The organism is Kitasatospora sp. NBC_01560, assembly GCF_045208415.1.
Taxonomy (GTDB): Bacteria; Actinomycetota; Actinomycetes; order Streptomycetales; family Streptomycetaceae; genus Kitasatospora.
Map to the genome: position 1 here is coordinate 1,217,947 of NZ_CP109364.1, position 14,391 is coordinate 1,232,337.

A 14,391-nucleotide genomic window follows, 5' to 3' on the forward strand; every position below is an offset into this window, starting at 1 on the left:
CCGGCCCCGGCGCCATCCGCCGCACGGGCGGGCGGCGGCCGAACTCCGGTACGGGGACGGAGCATCCGCCCCCCGCACGGCGTAACGACGGCTGTCACCGGCCTGCCCCGCACCGTCCGTGTCCGCCCGATCCGGGATCCGACGGGATGTCCGTTCCGGCCCGAAGTGCCCGTGTTGACCGGCCCGTTGCCCCCTCCTATGCTCGTCCGCGTTCGCGATCCGGCCTCGGGGCCCGGGCCTCCGAGGCCCCCGCCCGGCCGGAGCCGTCACCGGCTCGAAGGGCTCCTCCCATCAGCACCTCCATCGCACCCCACGACGCCGACCCCGCCACCCCGGCCTCCACGCCCGCCGGAACGACCGCGCCGGTCCGAACGACCCCGCCCGCCGGGACCGCCGGGACCACCACGCCCGCCACGCCCGCCACGCCCGCCACGCCCACCGAAGCGCTCCCCGGCGCGAACGGCGCCGGCCCCGGGGCCGCGGCCGCCGGGCGGCGGCGCTTCCTCACCTACCTGCTCGCCGCCCCCACCCTCACCGTTGCCGCCCGGCTCGGCCTGGACGCCGCCGCGCCGGCCACCGCCCGGGCCGCCGTCCGAACCGCCGAGGCCGCCGAACAGCCGGCCGCAGCACCACAGTTGCTCGGCCTGCCCGGCATCCCGGACGTGCTGGACCTCGGGGACGCGCTGATCCTGGCCGGCCTGCCCACCTCCCACCTGCTGGTGCTGGAGATCACCGCCGAGGGCCGCGCCGCGCTGTACCTCCCCCGGCTGGAGGTCGGTCAGGGCCTCACCACCGCGATCGCGATGCTGGTCGCCGAGGAGCTCGACGCCCGGCTCACCGACGTCGACGTGCCGCTCTCCGACGGCCGCCCCGGCCTGCTGTTCAACCAGCTCACCGGCGCCTCCAACTCGGTCCGCTCGCTGTACGACCCGGTTCGCGCCGCCGCGGCGGCGGCCCGGGCCCGGCTGGTCACCGCGGCCGCCCTCCACTGGTCCCTGCCGGCCGACACGCTGCGCACCGCCGACTCCGCCGTGCTGGCCCCCGACGGCCGCAGGGCCGGCTACGGCGCACTCGCCGCCGCGGCCGCCGGCATCGCCGTCCCCGCCGTGTCCGCCGCGCCCAAACCGCCCGGGCAGCAGCGGCTGGTGGGCCGGCCGACCGGCCGGATCGACGCCCGCGACATCGTCACCGGCCGCGCCAAGTACGCGGGTGACCTCGCCGTCCCGGGGGCCGTGCCCTGCGTGATCGCCCGGCCGACCACCATCAACGGCACGCTCAGGTCGGTGGACGCGGCGGCGGCCCGCACCATGCCCGGCGTCCTCGGTGTGGTCACCGTCCCGAGCGGCGTCGCCGTGCTCGCCGAGACCTTCGACCAGGCGCTCAAGGCCCGCGACGCCCTGCGGACCAGCTGGAACCCCGGCCCGGTCGCCGCGCTCTCCGACGCCGACATCCGGGCCCGGCTGCGCGCCGCCCACGCGCCCTTCCTCGTGCCGCCGCTGCTGACCCAGTACGTGGACGGCGAGTTCGACTTCGCCTTCGTCAACCACGCGCCGATGGAGGTGCTGACGGCCGTCGCCGACGTACGCGCCAACCGCGCCGAGATCTGGTTCGCCTCGCAGACGCCGATCGTCGCCCAGCAGACCATCGCCGCCGAACTCGGCCTCCCGCAGGACGCCGTCACCGTCCACGTGGTGCGCGGCGGCGGCTCGTTCGGCCGCCGGCTGTTCTTCGACGCGGCGCTGGAGGCCGCACAGGTCTCCCGGGCGGCGGGCCGGCCGGTGAAGCTGATGTGGACGCGCAACGACGACATGCGGCACGGGCGGCTGCGCCCGGCCAGCCACCACCGGATCCGCGCCACCTACGGCCTCGGCCAGGTGATCAGCTACGAGCACCGGGCCGCCACGGTGCAGACCGACTTCCGGCACGGGCTCGGCGAGGCGCTCACCGCCGCCGGGTTCAACCTGTCGGTCGCCGGGATCAGCCTCGCCCAGGCGTTCTTCCTGCTCAGCGAGAAGAACCCGTACGACGTCGGCCTGCCCACCCAGTTGCTCGCCGAAGTCCCGCTCGACATGCACACCGGCAGCTGGCGCTCGGTCTACTCCGGCACCGTGCGCGTGGCCGACGAGATCATGATGGACGAACTGGCCCGCCGCTTCGGCCAGGACCCGGTCGCCTTCCGCCGTGCCCGGGTGCGCGGCGCCGCCGGCCGGGCCGTGCTCGACAAGGTCGCCCAGGAGGGCCGCTGGGGCCGGCCGATGCCCGCCGGCCAGGCCCAGGGCATCGGCTACCACGACGAGAACGGCGGGCGCGTCGCCTACCTCGTCGAACTCGACGCCGCCGACCCGCGGCAGCCGCGCGTGACGCGGGCCGTGATCGCCGCCGACGTCGGCCTGGTGATCAACCCCCGTGGCCTGGAGGCCCAGTTGACGGGTGCGCTGATCGACGGCATCTCGGTGATCCTGCAAGCCGGCAACCACATCGACCACGGCGCCGTCCGTGAGGGCAGCTTCGCCGACTTCCACTACGCGCGGCAGCGGCACTCGCCGCCGTCGGTCGAGATCCACCTGCTGCCGCCGAGCGGACCGCCCGGCGGCGCGGGCGAGTTGGGCGTCCCGGCGGCCTCGGCGGCGGTCGCCAACGCCTACGCCCGGGCCACCGGCATCCGCCCGCGCTCGTTCCCGATCAACTTCTGACCCCGCCCGACCGGTCCCGCACCGTTGCCGGGCCGACCCCGGCCCCGACCTCACACCGTCCCCGGCCGGCTCCCGGCCCGATCCAACGCCCGGACCAGCGCCGGGCCCCGACCCGAAGGGCGCACCTCCCGATGCCCAGCCACACCTTCGTCCTCAACGGGCAACCGGTCACCGTCGACGCACCGGACGACATGCCGCTGCTCTGGGTCCTGCGCGACAAGCTCGGCGTCACCGGGCCCAAGTACGGCTGCGGCGTCGGCGTCTGCCGCGCCTGCACCAGTCACCTGGACGGCGAGGAGTTCCAGCCGTGCACGCTGGCGGTCGGCGACTGCGCCGGCCGTCAGGTCACCACCATCGAGGGCCTGGCCGACGGCGACACCCTGCACCCCGTCCAGGAGGCCTGGCTGGCCTGCGACGTCGCGCAGTGCGGGTTCTGCCAGCCCGGCCAGATCATGACCGCGGCCGCGCTGCTCCGCCGCACCCCGGCGCCCACCGACGCCGACATCGACCAGATCCAGAACATCTGCCGCTGCGGCACGTACCCCCGGATCCGCGAGGCCATCAAGCAGGCGGCCGCCCAGCTCCCGCCGCCCCCCACCCCGTAGTCCGGCCCCCACCCCCGGCCCCCACCCCGGCGGCTCTGCCCGGTCGGCCGACCTGGAAATCGACCGGCTGCCGGTAGCCGCCGGACTGAAACCTTCCCCCTGCCGAGCCGAAGAGCGGCTTCACCCCCGACTCACCCGACCACGCCCGGACCCACCACCCTGCCGTGGCGGCCCGACAAGCCGCTAGCGGGCGGGGACGCTCGCGCGGGAGAGCACGGACAGTGCGAACGGGCGGAGCGAGTCCGTACGTTCCCAGCCCGCAGCGTCGATCGTCTCGTGCTGCCGAACGTGCTCGACCGGCTGGAGCCGGTGCTCGCACAGAATGCTGTCCATCTGCTCGAAGCTGAGGAAGGTCTGCCAGGGCTCGCCCTGCTCGGCCGCGGCGGCCATCACCAGCTCCGCGTACGACCGGCCTGCCTCGTCGCGCAATTCGGCCGGGAGAAGGTGCTCCACGACGAGCTCGGTGCCGGGTGCGAAGCCGCTGACCGCGGCCAGGGTCCGGTCGATCGCCTCCCGGGTGAGGTACATCGTGACCCCGAGCCAGCCGACCAGCGCGGGCCGGCTCAGGTCGAAGCCGAACCGGACGAGACGGTCGGTCAGCGACTGGGTGGGCTCCTGCTCGAAGTCGACCGGGACGAAGACGGCGGACGACGGCACCTTCGTCCCCGTCGCAGCCAGCCGCGCCCGCTTCCAGTCCTGGGTCGAGGGCTGGTCGACCTCGAACACCCTGACCCGGTCGGCCAGTTCGGAGCGGTAGGCAAAGGAGTCCAGCCCCGCGCCGAGGATCACGTACTGGTCGATGCCATGCGCGGCCAGCTCGGACAGCCGGTCCTCGGTGTAGCGGCTGCGGGTGACGGCCGTCGTCCGTGCACCGGACAGGACGGGGTGGCCTCCGTAGGACCGGTGGTACCCGAGGAGTTCATCCGCGCGCTCCCCCAGGAAGGTCTGCGCCATGGTGTCGGCGAAGATCGAGGGGGCGTCGTCAACGAGCAGATGTGCCGCGCGCGCTGCGGCCGCCATGAGTGCTGTCTGGCTCGGCTGTTCATTGTTCACCATGAGAGTGAACATTAGCCGCCCAATTTGACAGGATATCATAGAAATATGAATTCCGAAAGATCTTCCGGGCTGCAATTCGGCAACGAATACGGATTTCTCGGCCCCCAGGTGACGTGCAGGTTGAACCCGAGCGGCGACGTGCCCGCACTGCTTCTCGCGGGAATGCCCGACAAATCGAGCGACGCCGAATCAATGGCCGAGTGAATCCATGGAGCAGACCCACCGGTCCGGCCGGCCACGGCCACGGGCGGGCCCGGACACCCCGGACGGCGGCCGGCTACCGGGCGACGGGCCAGCCGACGACCTGGTCGAGCTCGATGTCACGCAGGACGGCGTTGTCCAGCCGGATGCCCGTGGCGTCGGTCAGCCCGTGCGTCGACGCACCGGTGAGGACGCGGCCGAGCCGCGCAGCGGTCAGGTCCACCGCCCGGAAGTCGGCGCCGGCCAGCTCACAGCCCGCCAGCAGGACGCCGCGCAGGGAGGCGCCGCGCAGATCGGCCCCGCGGAAGTCGCACAGCTTGAACCGGCAGCCGTCCAGGGTGGCATGCCGCAGATCGGCCCCGCGGAACGAACACCGCGTGAACCGCAGCGACGGCAGCCGCGCCGAGACGAGATCACTGCCGTCGAAGGACTCCCGGTAGAGCGTCGTATGCCGACGGCGGGACGCCAAGTCCTCCTTCACGCTCACGACTCTCCCCATGCCGCACATCGTGTCAGCCCCGGCAACCCCCTGTCGCCCGCAATTCGCGGCCCCCAGTGGTGCCACCAGGCCGGACGCGCGGGCGCCACCAGGTCGGACGCGCGCCGCCCCGGGGCCGTCGGCGTGGGCGGCCGGCCGAGCCGGCGAGGACGGACCGGCCCCGACCGGAACCGGTCGTCCGGAGCGGCACTAGAGTGATGATCCGCCAGGGCAACGGACTTGAGGGGTGGTTGAGGATGATCGGACGTCGCTCACTGCTGACCGCCGCCGGGGCCGGCGGCGCCGCACTGACCCTGCCCGCCACCGCCGCCCGGGCCGCATCCCCCGGACCGGCCCCCTCACCCGGGGGTGCCGCACCCGAAAGGATCGACCTGCCGGCCCCGACCGGCGACCGTCCGATCGGGACGGTGTCACTGCACCTGGTGGACCGGGCCCGCCAGGACCCGTTCTCCCCCGTACCCGCGCCGCGCGAGCTCATGGTCCAGCTCTGGTACCCGGCCACCGCCACCACCGGCCGCCCCCGCGCGCCGTACCTCTCCCCCCGGGTGGCCGCCGCCGTCGAGCAGCGCCTCCCGCTGGAGCCCGGGGTCCTCGTCCGGCTGCGCCCGACCGCCCGGCTCGGCGCGCCCGCCGCCCCGGGCGCGCTGCCACTGCTCGTCCTCAGCCACGGGCGCACCGGCGGGCGGAGCAACTGCACTGCTCTCGCAGAGGAGTTGGCCGCCCGCGGCTACCTCGTCGCGGCGGTCGACCACACCTACGACGCGGCCGCCGTGGAGTTCCCGGACGGCCGGGTGGTCCTCGGCGCGCTGGAGGACGACCCGGCGGATCCGGACGCCGCCGACCGCAAGGAGATCTCCACCCGGGTCGGGGACTTGCGCTTCGTGGTCACCGAGCTCACCACCGGGGGCACCGCCCGCCGGCCCGGCCTTCCGCGCGCCGACCGGCACCGGACCGGGGTGCTCGGCCACTCCATGGGCGGCGCCGCCGCCGCCGAAGCGGTCCGCCAGGACGACCGCTTCGCCGCCGGGCTCGACCTGGACGGCGGCCTGTTCGGCTCACCGGTGCCGCACACCGGTCTGAACCGCCCGTTCCTGCTGCTCACCTCGCTCGCCGACCACGACACCTGGCGGCTCTGGCGCGAGCACCAGCGCGGCTGGGGGCGGCAGTTGCGCATCCGCACCGCAGGCCACCTCAGCTTCACCGATCTCCCGCACGCGGCCGGCCCCGGCCGGCTGGCCGAGCACCTCCCGGCCGAGGTCTACTCCGAGCTGTTCGGCACCGTCGCCCCCTCCCGGGCGACCGCCCTCGCCCGCGCCTACACCCTGGCCCATTTCGACCGCGTGCTGCGCGGCTGCCCCGCCCCCCTGCTCGACGGCCCCACCCCGCGCCACCCCGAGGTCGACTTCGTCTGGGGTACCCGCCGGTAGCAGCGCACTCCCCCACCGGGCGGACGCTCCGAACCACAGTGACGCTGCGTGCACGAACTGCACCGGTCGGCCAAGTGTGACAGGCTGAAATCACCTGCCACGACGGACGATCGGGGGCAGCCGTGATCTACCTCAGCGACGAACGGCAGCACGCGGTGGTGGTGCTGGCCGCCCTCGACGGGAGCAGCTGGGAGACGTTGGCCCCGGCGCTCACCCCCGCCCCGGTGCCCGCCGGGCCGGCGCTCACCGCCGACGGCCGCCTGGTGCTGGCGGACCGGGCCGGGTCGACGATCGTGGTCATGACGACCGCCGGCGAGGACCCGGAGCTGCTCGACCCGGCAGGCACGCCCGTCGGAGCGCTCAAGGGCCCGACCGGGGTGACGGTGGACGCCGGCGGCGCCGTGTACATCGCCGACACCGGCAACCACCGCATCGTGCGGGCGTCCTGCGTCGACGCCCCGGGCTGGTCGGCCTGGGGCACGCCCGGCACGGCCTCACCCGGCGGCTTCCTGGCGCCGACCGGCGTCGCCGTCGACGGCGCGGGGCGCGTGCTGGTCACCGACCCCGCCGCCCACCGCCTGGTCCGCTTCGACGACATGACCGGCCTGAACTGGACCGAGCTCCCGCTGCCCGCCGGGGCGACCACGCCGTACGGCGTCCGGTGGGACACCGCCGGCGCGCTGGTCACCGAGCTCGCCACGCGTTCGGTGCTCCGGCTGCACCCGGACGACTCGGCGAGCGTCCTGATCGACGGCACGGACGAGTTGATCGCCCCCGTCGCCGCGGCCGCGGACGACGGGACCGTCCTGGTCGCCGACGCCGGTGCCGCCCAGGTCACTCGCTGGGCGGCCGCCGGCGGTGGCTGGCAGGCCACCGGGCGGCTGGCCGGCGCCCCCGGTGCCCTCCCCGGGCCGGAGTTCACCCGCCTGACCGGATTGGCCGTGTCATGAACGAGAGCCTGCGCATCCTGTCCTTCAACACGCAGCTTCGGTCGTGGGGGATGGAGGCCGGCTTCCCCCCGACCCTCCCGCCGGTGGACACCGCCGCCGCACGGGCGGGGTTCATCGCCGACAACATCCTGAGCAGCGCGTTCGACTACGACATCGTCGGCCTCTGCGAGGTGTTCGACGAGGACGCCCGCGCGATCCTGCGGGACAGCCTGCGCGCGCGGTTCCCGTACATCGTCACCAAGTGCGACGGGGACTACCTCCAGGCCGAGGAGGCCGGCGCCGGGCAGACCTGCGCCCTCTCCACCCAGTGGGTGCTGATCGGGGTGCCCGATGTGGTGACCGGATGGCGGCCCGAGGACAGCGGCCTGATGGTCCTCAGCAGATGGCCGTTCGCGCAGCTCGACACGGGTGGCCTCGACTCCGCGCTGAAGCAGCAGTCCGCGGACCGCGGCTACCCCGTGCCGGCGGTGGTTCCGGCGGTGAACTTCCTGCCCTACCAGGACGCGGCGGGCCTGGACCGGTTCGCGGCCAAGGGCATCGCGTACGCCCGGATCGTGCGGGCGCCCGGGCAGGAGTACCACCTGTTCCTGAGCCACACCCAGGCCGACGCGAGCGCGTCGGGGCAGTACCGCGGCACCCGCTCCCGGCAGATGGCCGCGGCCGAGGAGTTCATCGGGGCCTGCACCGGCGGCGCGCCGTCGGGCGAGGAGATCTTCTTCCTGGGCGACCTCAACATCGTCGGTGAGCTCATGGCGGAGGCCGACCACGACGGGGAGTGGAAGAGCTGCTTCGACGCCCCGGGCCGGCTGCTCTCCGACCGCACCGTCGACCTCTGGGGCCGCCGGCAGTGCACCGGCCCGCCGGGGCTGCGCGACCGCGGGTACTCCGCCACGGTGACCTACGATCCCCGGCAGCAGCGGCTCGACTACGCGTCCGCCGCCACCACCGGCTCCCTGGCCGCCCAGCACGTGATGATCGACTACGACCTGGCGAACGTCCCGCCGGGGCACCCCGAGGTGAGCTACCTCAGCGACCACCGCCCGCTGCGCGTGGAGCTGGCGTCGCCCCGGCCGCACTCCACCCCGGCGACCGCCCTCGCGGCCGCGGCCGGCCCCGCGGACTTCGACAGCGGGCGCCAGTTGCTGGCCGACGGGCAGACGATGTGGCTCCGCTTCGACGAGGCCGGCACCTACGACTTCCGGCTCGACCAGGACCACGACCGGATCGCCTACGAGGTCTACCTGGACACCGACCTGTCCCGGCCGCGCCGGCAGTACCGCCAGGAGTCCACTCCGCGACGCGGCGACAAGTACGTGATCGCCGCCCCGCCGTTCCTGGTCAAGGTGTTCCCCAGGGCCCGCACCGGGGAGGCCCGGTTCGAGTTCCACGCCCACCGGCACCAGGGCGTCGGGCCGGAGGACGCGATCCAGCTGCCGTACGGCGAGATCGTCCCCGAGTCGTTCCCCGTCCTGCAGTTGCTCAACCAGGACTTTCCCGCCACCGACTGGGTCGACGAGGACACCAAGTGGTTCCGCCTGGACGGTCCGCCGGTCTCGCTGGGCTCCGCGCTGAAGGCGCGGATCACCGTCACCCGCACCCGGGGCGACCCGGGCTTCACCGCCACCGTGGTCCGCGAGGACCCGCCCGGTACGTGGAGGCAGCTCACCCAGTCCGGCGGCGGCGCGACGGCCGAGCTGGACGCGCTGATCGACAAGGGTGACCAGCTCTACGTCCAGGTCACCCGCTGGGACCAACCGTCGCTGCGCGAGCTGGGGTTCCTCGTCGCCGCCACCGTCGACCTCACCCTGGTGCTCGGCGGGAGCCGGGGCGCACCGCGGCTGGTGTGCACCAAGGAGACCGGAGGCTGGGGCGCCGACGACATCGAGCTCGGCATCACCACGGACGGCGTCCCGACCGCCTACGTCGACAACGACACGATCGGCGACTTCGAGCAGGACGCCGTCCGGGACCTCAACCAGTGGGTGCCCGAGTTCCTGCCCTACCGCAAGGGCGTCGAGTTCATGGTCAAGGAGCTCGACGACATCGGTCACGACGACATCGGCCGGGAGACCCTGCGCCCCTTCGCCGAGCTGGACGGCTGGAGCAGGTTCGCCATCACCGACCGGACGTCGCCGGGTCGGATGCACGGGTTCCTGCGGGTGGACGTGGACGACGGCCGGTACGACGTGGAGCTCACCGTCACCACCTGGGACGAGCAGTTCTGACGGAGCGGGGCAGAGCGGAGCGGACCGACCCGGTCGGGAGCCACGGCCCGCGCGTGACGGTCGTGCGACCCGACGGCCCCGCGCCACCCGGTCCTCGGACGGCGCGGGACCCCGGCCGACGTGGGGGTCTCCCGGAGGCGTGGGGGCCTCCGGGTGGCGCAGGCGCAGGGGCCGTCGCCGTCGGCGGGTCAGCAGGTCGGCACGTCAGCGGATCACCGGATCACCGGATCACCGGATCAGCCGACCGTCGAGCGGGCGGTCAGCACTGGCCGACGCGGCCGTCCTGGAAGACGGTGTGGAAGAGGCTGTTGCCGTCCGTGTAGGCGCCGTAGACGTAGGACGTCCCGTACCCGTAGCCGTAGTTGGCGGAGTAGACCTGGCTGACCCGGTACCAGACGTTGCCCTGGTTGTTGATCGTCTCGCCGCGCGTCCAGCACTGGTAGTCGATCGCGTCCCCGGTGAGCTGCGTCGACCAGAGGTCGCCGAAGTTCTTGCCCGACTGCGAGGTGGGCTGCGCGTAGACGCCGACGCCGTGGCCGGTCTCGTGGGCCTTGAGGCCGTACCAGGTGTCGGCGGACGCGCTGCCGCCGGCCAGACCGACCGCCCCGGCCGCCAGTGCCGCCACCGCCGCGGCGGTCGCACCGCGGCGTCCGAGCCTGCCGAGAAGTCCCTTGCGCATGTCGATTCTCCCGTCGTTGTCCTGCACTGGCGTGCCGCCGTCCGGACTGCGACGGCGGGGACAGCTGACCGGACCACCTGCGGTGTTCGGTACCGGCTGACGGAAACTGACAACAGCTGACAGCGCGGGCCCGCCCCCACCGGCGGCCCCCGCCCAGGTGATTCGGCCGATGACCGATCCGCGCGGCCACCCCGTCGATATGATCCGTACGCGACAAACGAACAGCGTCACCGAGGGATCTGACACGGTCCGACAGCAGGGGGAGCGTCATGACGGAGCGAGGGTCGCAGGGGGAACCGCGATCCACGGAACGACCGGGCGCAGCGGAGAGACCGGAGGGGGTACCGGGAGGCCCGGGAGCACAGCGGGCCGCGGGGCGGGCCGCCGCGGAGGGCTTCGCCGCCGAGCTCCGCCGGCTCCGACAGGACGCGGGGCAGCCCTCGTTCCGGACCATGGCCAGGAACGCCGGCTCCATCTCCCACACCACGCTGTACGAGGCGGCCTCCGGCTCGCGCCTGCCGTCCTGGCCCACCACCCGGGCCTACGTGCAGGCCTGCGGCGGTGACGAGGCCGAGTGGCGGCTCCGCTGGTCCGCCGCCACCAGCAAGGAGCCGGCTCCGGCAGCCCCCGGCCCGCCACCTCCCGCGCCCGCCCACCCGGCGCACCCCGCCCCGCCGGGCCCGCCCACCGGCGAACCGGCAGCACCCCCGGCCGAACCGGCCGGTACGGCCGGCAAGCCACCCGCGACCGGCCGCCGGTTCTGGACGCACGCCGTCACCCTGCTGATCGGCGCGTTGATCGGGGCCTGCACCACCCTGGGCGTGGTCGCGTTCCGCGGCCCGGTCACCGCGGCGCCCGCCCCGCAGGACTGTCCGGCCGAAGCCTCCGGCGGGCTCCCGCCCGCCGGGCCCGGCCCAGGATCGGCCACCGGCCCCGACCCCGGGCCGGCCGCCCACCACGGCGACACCGCACGCCGGACGACGGACGGCCCGGACGCCGGCCCAGGCACCGGCGCAGACGCCGGCCCAGGCACCGGCTCGGGCACGGACGGCGGCTCGGGCACCGACCCGGCCCCGGCCTGGGTGGCCCGCCCGGCCGCGGACCAGGCCGTCCTCTCCGCCACGGACGTCGTGCTGCCCGTGCTCACCCCGGTCACCCGCGGGGACGCCCTGGTCGTGACCATGATGCTGACCAGCACCTGCCCCGGGCGCGTCACGGTGACGGACACCCGGGGCGACTTCTTCCGCCCGGCCGGCGAGGTGACGGACTCCCGCCGGCACCGCGTCCTCGTCTTCGCGGCCTTCGCCGTACCGGCCCTCACCACGGCGGACTCGCTCCGGGTCAGCTACCCGCAGGCCGCCAAGTACCACGTCGCGGTGGACGAGTTCCGCGGGATCTCCGCCCTCCGGGACACCGCACAGGCGCACGGCCCGGCCGGCGGGACGGCCTTCACCACCAGCGGCACGCCCGCCGCCTGCGCCCCCGGCGACCTCATGATCGGCACCGTGGGCAGCAACACCGGCACCGCACCCGGCTTCGCCACCGGCTGGACGGCCCTTCCGGTGCTCACCCTCTCCTCGTACCGGCTCACCACCGCGTACCAGGTGGCGGCGGCGGACGGACCCTGCGCGGCGACCGGGCGGACCAGCTCGCAGTGGGGAGCCGTCCTCGCCGTCTTCCACTGACCGGGCCCGCGGCGCGCACTGTCACCCCCGGCCGCACCCGGCCGTGCCCGGCCGCCTCCGCTACGGCTGGCGGCCGAAGAAGGCGGCGAGCCGGTCGTAGACCGGTGCATCCTCGGCCACGGCGACCTCGGGACCGAAGGAGTGGCCGTCCTCCTCGCTGCCGCGGTACTTCGGGCTCAGCGCCCCGCGCCCCCAGGCCAGCGAGGTGACGGCCACCTCGTGGTCCAGGCCGTCCGTGGACTGGTCGGTGGCGCGGGCCAAGTCCCACCCGTGCACCGCGAACTCGGCGATCTGCTGGTCCACCGGGAACCGCGCGGGAAGCTCGCCGACGCCCGGGACCTCGATCACGCCGGTGAGGTCCCCGGCGGCCCGCCAGGTGGCGACCAGCTCCTCGGCGCCGGCCTCGAAGGCGTGCAGCCAGTCGTCCTCGACCCGCTCGAAGGGCTGCGACCAGTCCGGGTTGTCGCCGTTCGCCCGGACCGTGAACTGGCGGAGGTCGAAGAGCAGGTGGCTGATCAGCTGACCGACGTCCCAGGAGTGGCAGGCGGTGGGGTGGCCGGCCAGCTCGGTGCCGACGCCGTCGATCAGGCCGGCGGTCTGCGCCAGCGCCCGGGCGAGCAGGTCGATCGGGTCTTCCGTTGCGGTCATGGCGACACCTCTTCGGAGCTGGGACATGTGCTCGGACCGGCCGATCGTAAACGGGACCACCGACAACCGGCCCGGCGCAACACCGCGCCGGGCCGGTCGGGGCGCCCGATCCGCAGGCCCGACCATCGGGTCGGGCCTGCGGACCGGGCCTACCGCTCGGGCCTGCGGATCGGCCCGGTGCCACCGGTCCAGTGGATCGGCCCAGTGGACCGGGCCGGCGGCATCGGGCCGGTGGGTCAGCCCGCCAGGCCGCCGTCCACGGCGATCTCGGCGGCCGTGATGTAGCGACCGTCCTCGCCCGCGAGGTGGGCGACGGTGGCCGCGATGTCACCGACCCGGCCGAAGCTGCCGAGGGCGGTCAGCGAGGCCTGGAACTCGGCCGACGGACCGTCACCCGGGTTCAGCTCGGTGTCGATCGGCCCCGGGTGAACCACGTTGACGGTGATCCCGCGCGGGCCCAGCTCCCGGGCCAGCGCCTTGGTGAGGCCGATCGTCGCGGCCTTGCTGCTCGCGTACAGCGTGCCGCCCGCGAAGGCGACCCGCTTGGCGATACAGCTGCCGATGGAGATGATCCGACCGCCCTCGGTCATGTGCGCGGAGGCGGCCTGGGCGAACAGGAAGGGCGCCCGGACGTTGACGTCGATCGCCAGGTCCACATCCTCCGCCGTCAGCTCGCCGATCGGGCCGAGGACGCCGACGCCCGCGTTGTTGACCAGGATGTCGAGGCGGTCGAACCGCTCGACCACCGCCGCCACCACGCCCCGGATCGCCTCCGGGTCGGCGCTGTCGGCCCGGACGGCCCAGCCGCGCCGGCCCATCGCGGTGATCTTGGCCGCGACCGCCTCGGCGCGCTCCGTGCTGCCGCGGTACGTCAGTACGACGTCGGCGCCGTCCTCGGCCAGCCGCAGGGCGACGGCCTCCCCGATCCCCCGGCTGCCACCGGTCACCAGGGCGACCTTGCCGTCGAGCTTCGCGAACCGAGTCATCGTCATATCGGTTGAACTCCTTGCCTTGTTCTCGGACATGACTCGATCCTCGGCCCTGGGGACGCACGAATCCGGCGGTATTCGGACGTCGCGTTCAACTTTCAACAATCACCCCGCGCGCGCCCCGTACGCCCAACCGCGCCCCGCCGCACCTTGCACACCCTTATGCGAACACGGCGCGCCCCGGCACGAACGTGCGAACTCCGGCACGAAGGGGTGCGGACGGGCGCGGACCGGACCCGGACGCGCCGGATTCTGCGTCAGACCGCCGGAGCCGCCCGGTAGTACGAGCCGACCACCGACTGACCGGTGCAGTTGGGCCCGGCCGCCGGATCCGCCCCGAGGCAGGCGAACGGCAGCCGGACCGCCCGCCCACCGTCCAGTTCCAGCAGGTGCCGCCGGGCCCGACAGCCGAACCCCGCCGTCCGCAGCGCCGCCAGCACCGGCCGCGCCGCACTCGACCCGTCCCGGTGCCGGACCGACTCCGGGTCGAAGTGCGCGGCGAACCGCCCGTCCGGCGCGAGCCGGCCCGCCGCCCGGACGATCGCACCGAGCTGGTCGCCGACGTAGTGCAGCCCGTGCACGCAGGTGATCAGGTCGTCACTGCGGGCGGGCTCCCAGTCCGCCACCGCCGCCGTGACCAGTCGCAGCCGTCACCAACCGCAGCCGGACCCTACCCACCGGCCCGGACGCGCCCGAGCGGCCACCCCCGGCAGGGAGTGGCCGCTCGGAACGAC

General features: G+C 74.4%; 13 protein-coding genes. 7 read left to right on the plus strand and 6 right to left on the minus strand.

The annotated features are described in order from the left end of the window. The first annotated feature begins 146 nt into the window (after window positions 1–146). Together OH807_RS05335 and OH807_RS05340 are read left to right on the plus strand one after the other, a co-directional pair. Window positions 147–2,693, plus strand: coding sequence for a xanthine dehydrogenase family protein molybdopterin-binding subunit (locus OH807_RS05335; protein WP_406194500.1), 2,547 nt, complete (start codon window positions 147–149; stop codon window positions 2,691–2,693). 131 nt (window positions 2,694–2,824) lie between these two features. Continuing rightward, window positions 2,825–3,298, plus strand: coding sequence for a (2Fe-2S)-binding protein (locus tag OH807_RS05340; protein WP_406194502.1), 474 nt, complete (start codon window positions 2,825–2,827; stop codon window positions 3,296–3,298). A gap of 183 nt (window positions 3,299–3,481) precedes the next feature. Here OH807_RS05340 and OH807_RS05345 read toward each other — a convergent pair whose 3' ends face one another. Then, window positions 3,482–4,354, minus strand: coding sequence for a class I SAM-dependent methyltransferase (locus tag OH807_RS05345; protein ID WP_406194504.1), 873 nt, complete (start codon window positions 4,352–4,354; stop codon window positions 3,482–3,484). A 45-nt stretch (window positions 4,355–4,399) separates the two neighbouring features. Here OH807_RS05345 and OH807_RS05350 point away from each other — a divergent pair, with 45 nt between their 5' ends. Continuing rightward, entirely contained in the window at window positions 4,400–4,558 is a 159-nt protein-coding gene (locus tag OH807_RS05350) for a hypothetical protein (RefSeq protein WP_406194507.1), read from the plus strand. A 73-nt stretch (window positions 4,559–4,631) separates the two neighbouring features. On the opposite strand, the gene OH807_RS05355 is transcribed toward OH807_RS05350, so the two are convergent. Then, window positions 4,632–5,054: a pentapeptide repeat-containing protein gene (locus OH807_RS05355; protein WP_406194509.1), complete on the minus strand. Its 423-nt coding sequence runs from the start codon at window positions 5,052–5,054 to the stop codon at window positions 4,632–4,634. A 236-nt stretch (window positions 5,055–5,290) separates the two neighbouring features. Here OH807_RS05355 and OH807_RS05360 point away from each other — a divergent pair, with 236 nt between their 5' ends. From OH807_RS05360 to OH807_RS05370, 3 genes are all read left to right on the plus strand, one after another. Beyond that, complete coding sequence (locus OH807_RS05360) at window positions 5,291–6,481, plus strand: alpha/beta hydrolase family protein (RefSeq protein ID WP_406194512.1); 1,191 nt, start codon at window positions 5,291–5,293, stop codon at window positions 6,479–6,481. A gap of 122 nt (window positions 6,482–6,603) precedes the next feature. Further along, window positions 6,604–7,431 (plus strand): NHL repeat-containing protein, encoded by an 828-nt coding sequence (locus OH807_RS05365; protein ID WP_406194515.1) that lies wholly within the window; start codon window positions 6,604–6,606, stop codon window positions 7,429–7,431. Next, the gene (locus OH807_RS05370) at window positions 7,428–9,656 is read left to right on the plus strand and encodes an endonuclease/exonuclease/phosphatase family protein (protein ID WP_406194517.1); all 2,229 of its coding nucleotides are present in this window, start codon (window positions 7,428–7,430) and stop codon (window positions 9,654–9,656) included. The genes OH807_RS05365 and OH807_RS05370 overlap by 4 nt, the downstream gene beginning before the upstream one ends. A 259-nt stretch (window positions 9,657–9,915) precedes the next feature. Here OH807_RS05370 and OH807_RS05375 read toward each other — a convergent pair whose 3' ends face one another. Next, complete coding sequence (locus tag OH807_RS05375) at window positions 9,916–10,335, minus strand: hypothetical protein (RefSeq protein ID WP_406194520.1); 420 nt, start codon at window positions 10,333–10,335, stop codon at window positions 9,916–9,918. A gap of 269 nt (window positions 10,336–10,604) precedes the next feature. Between OH807_RS05375 and OH807_RS05380 the strand changes: the two genes are divergently transcribed. Further along, complete coding sequence (locus OH807_RS05380; RefSeq protein WP_406194522.1) at window positions 10,605–12,020, plus strand: helix-turn-helix domain-containing protein; 1,416 nt, start codon at window positions 10,605–10,607, stop codon at window positions 12,018–12,020. Window positions 12,021–12,080: 60 nt separating this feature from the next. On the opposite strand, the gene OH807_RS05385 is transcribed toward OH807_RS05380, so the two are convergent. From OH807_RS05385 to OH807_RS05395, 3 genes are all read right to left on the minus strand, one after another. Further along, window positions 12,081–12,668, minus strand: a complete 588-nt coding sequence (locus OH807_RS05385; RefSeq protein WP_406194525.1) for a TIGR03086 family metal-binding protein — start codon at window positions 12,666–12,668, stop codon at window positions 12,081–12,083. Between the two features lie 236 nt (window positions 12,669–12,904). Continuing rightward, entirely contained in the window at window positions 12,905–13,660 is a 756-nt protein-coding gene (locus OH807_RS05390; protein WP_406194528.1) for an SDR family NAD(P)-dependent oxidoreductase, read from the minus strand. A gap of 254 nt (window positions 13,661–13,914) precedes the next feature. Continuing rightward, a complete protein-coding gene (locus tag OH807_RS05395) occupies window positions 13,915–14,283 on the minus strand; it encodes a hypothetical protein (protein ID WP_406194530.1) in 369 nt (122 codons plus the stop codon). Between the last annotated feature and the right edge of the window lie 108 nt (window positions 14,284–14,391).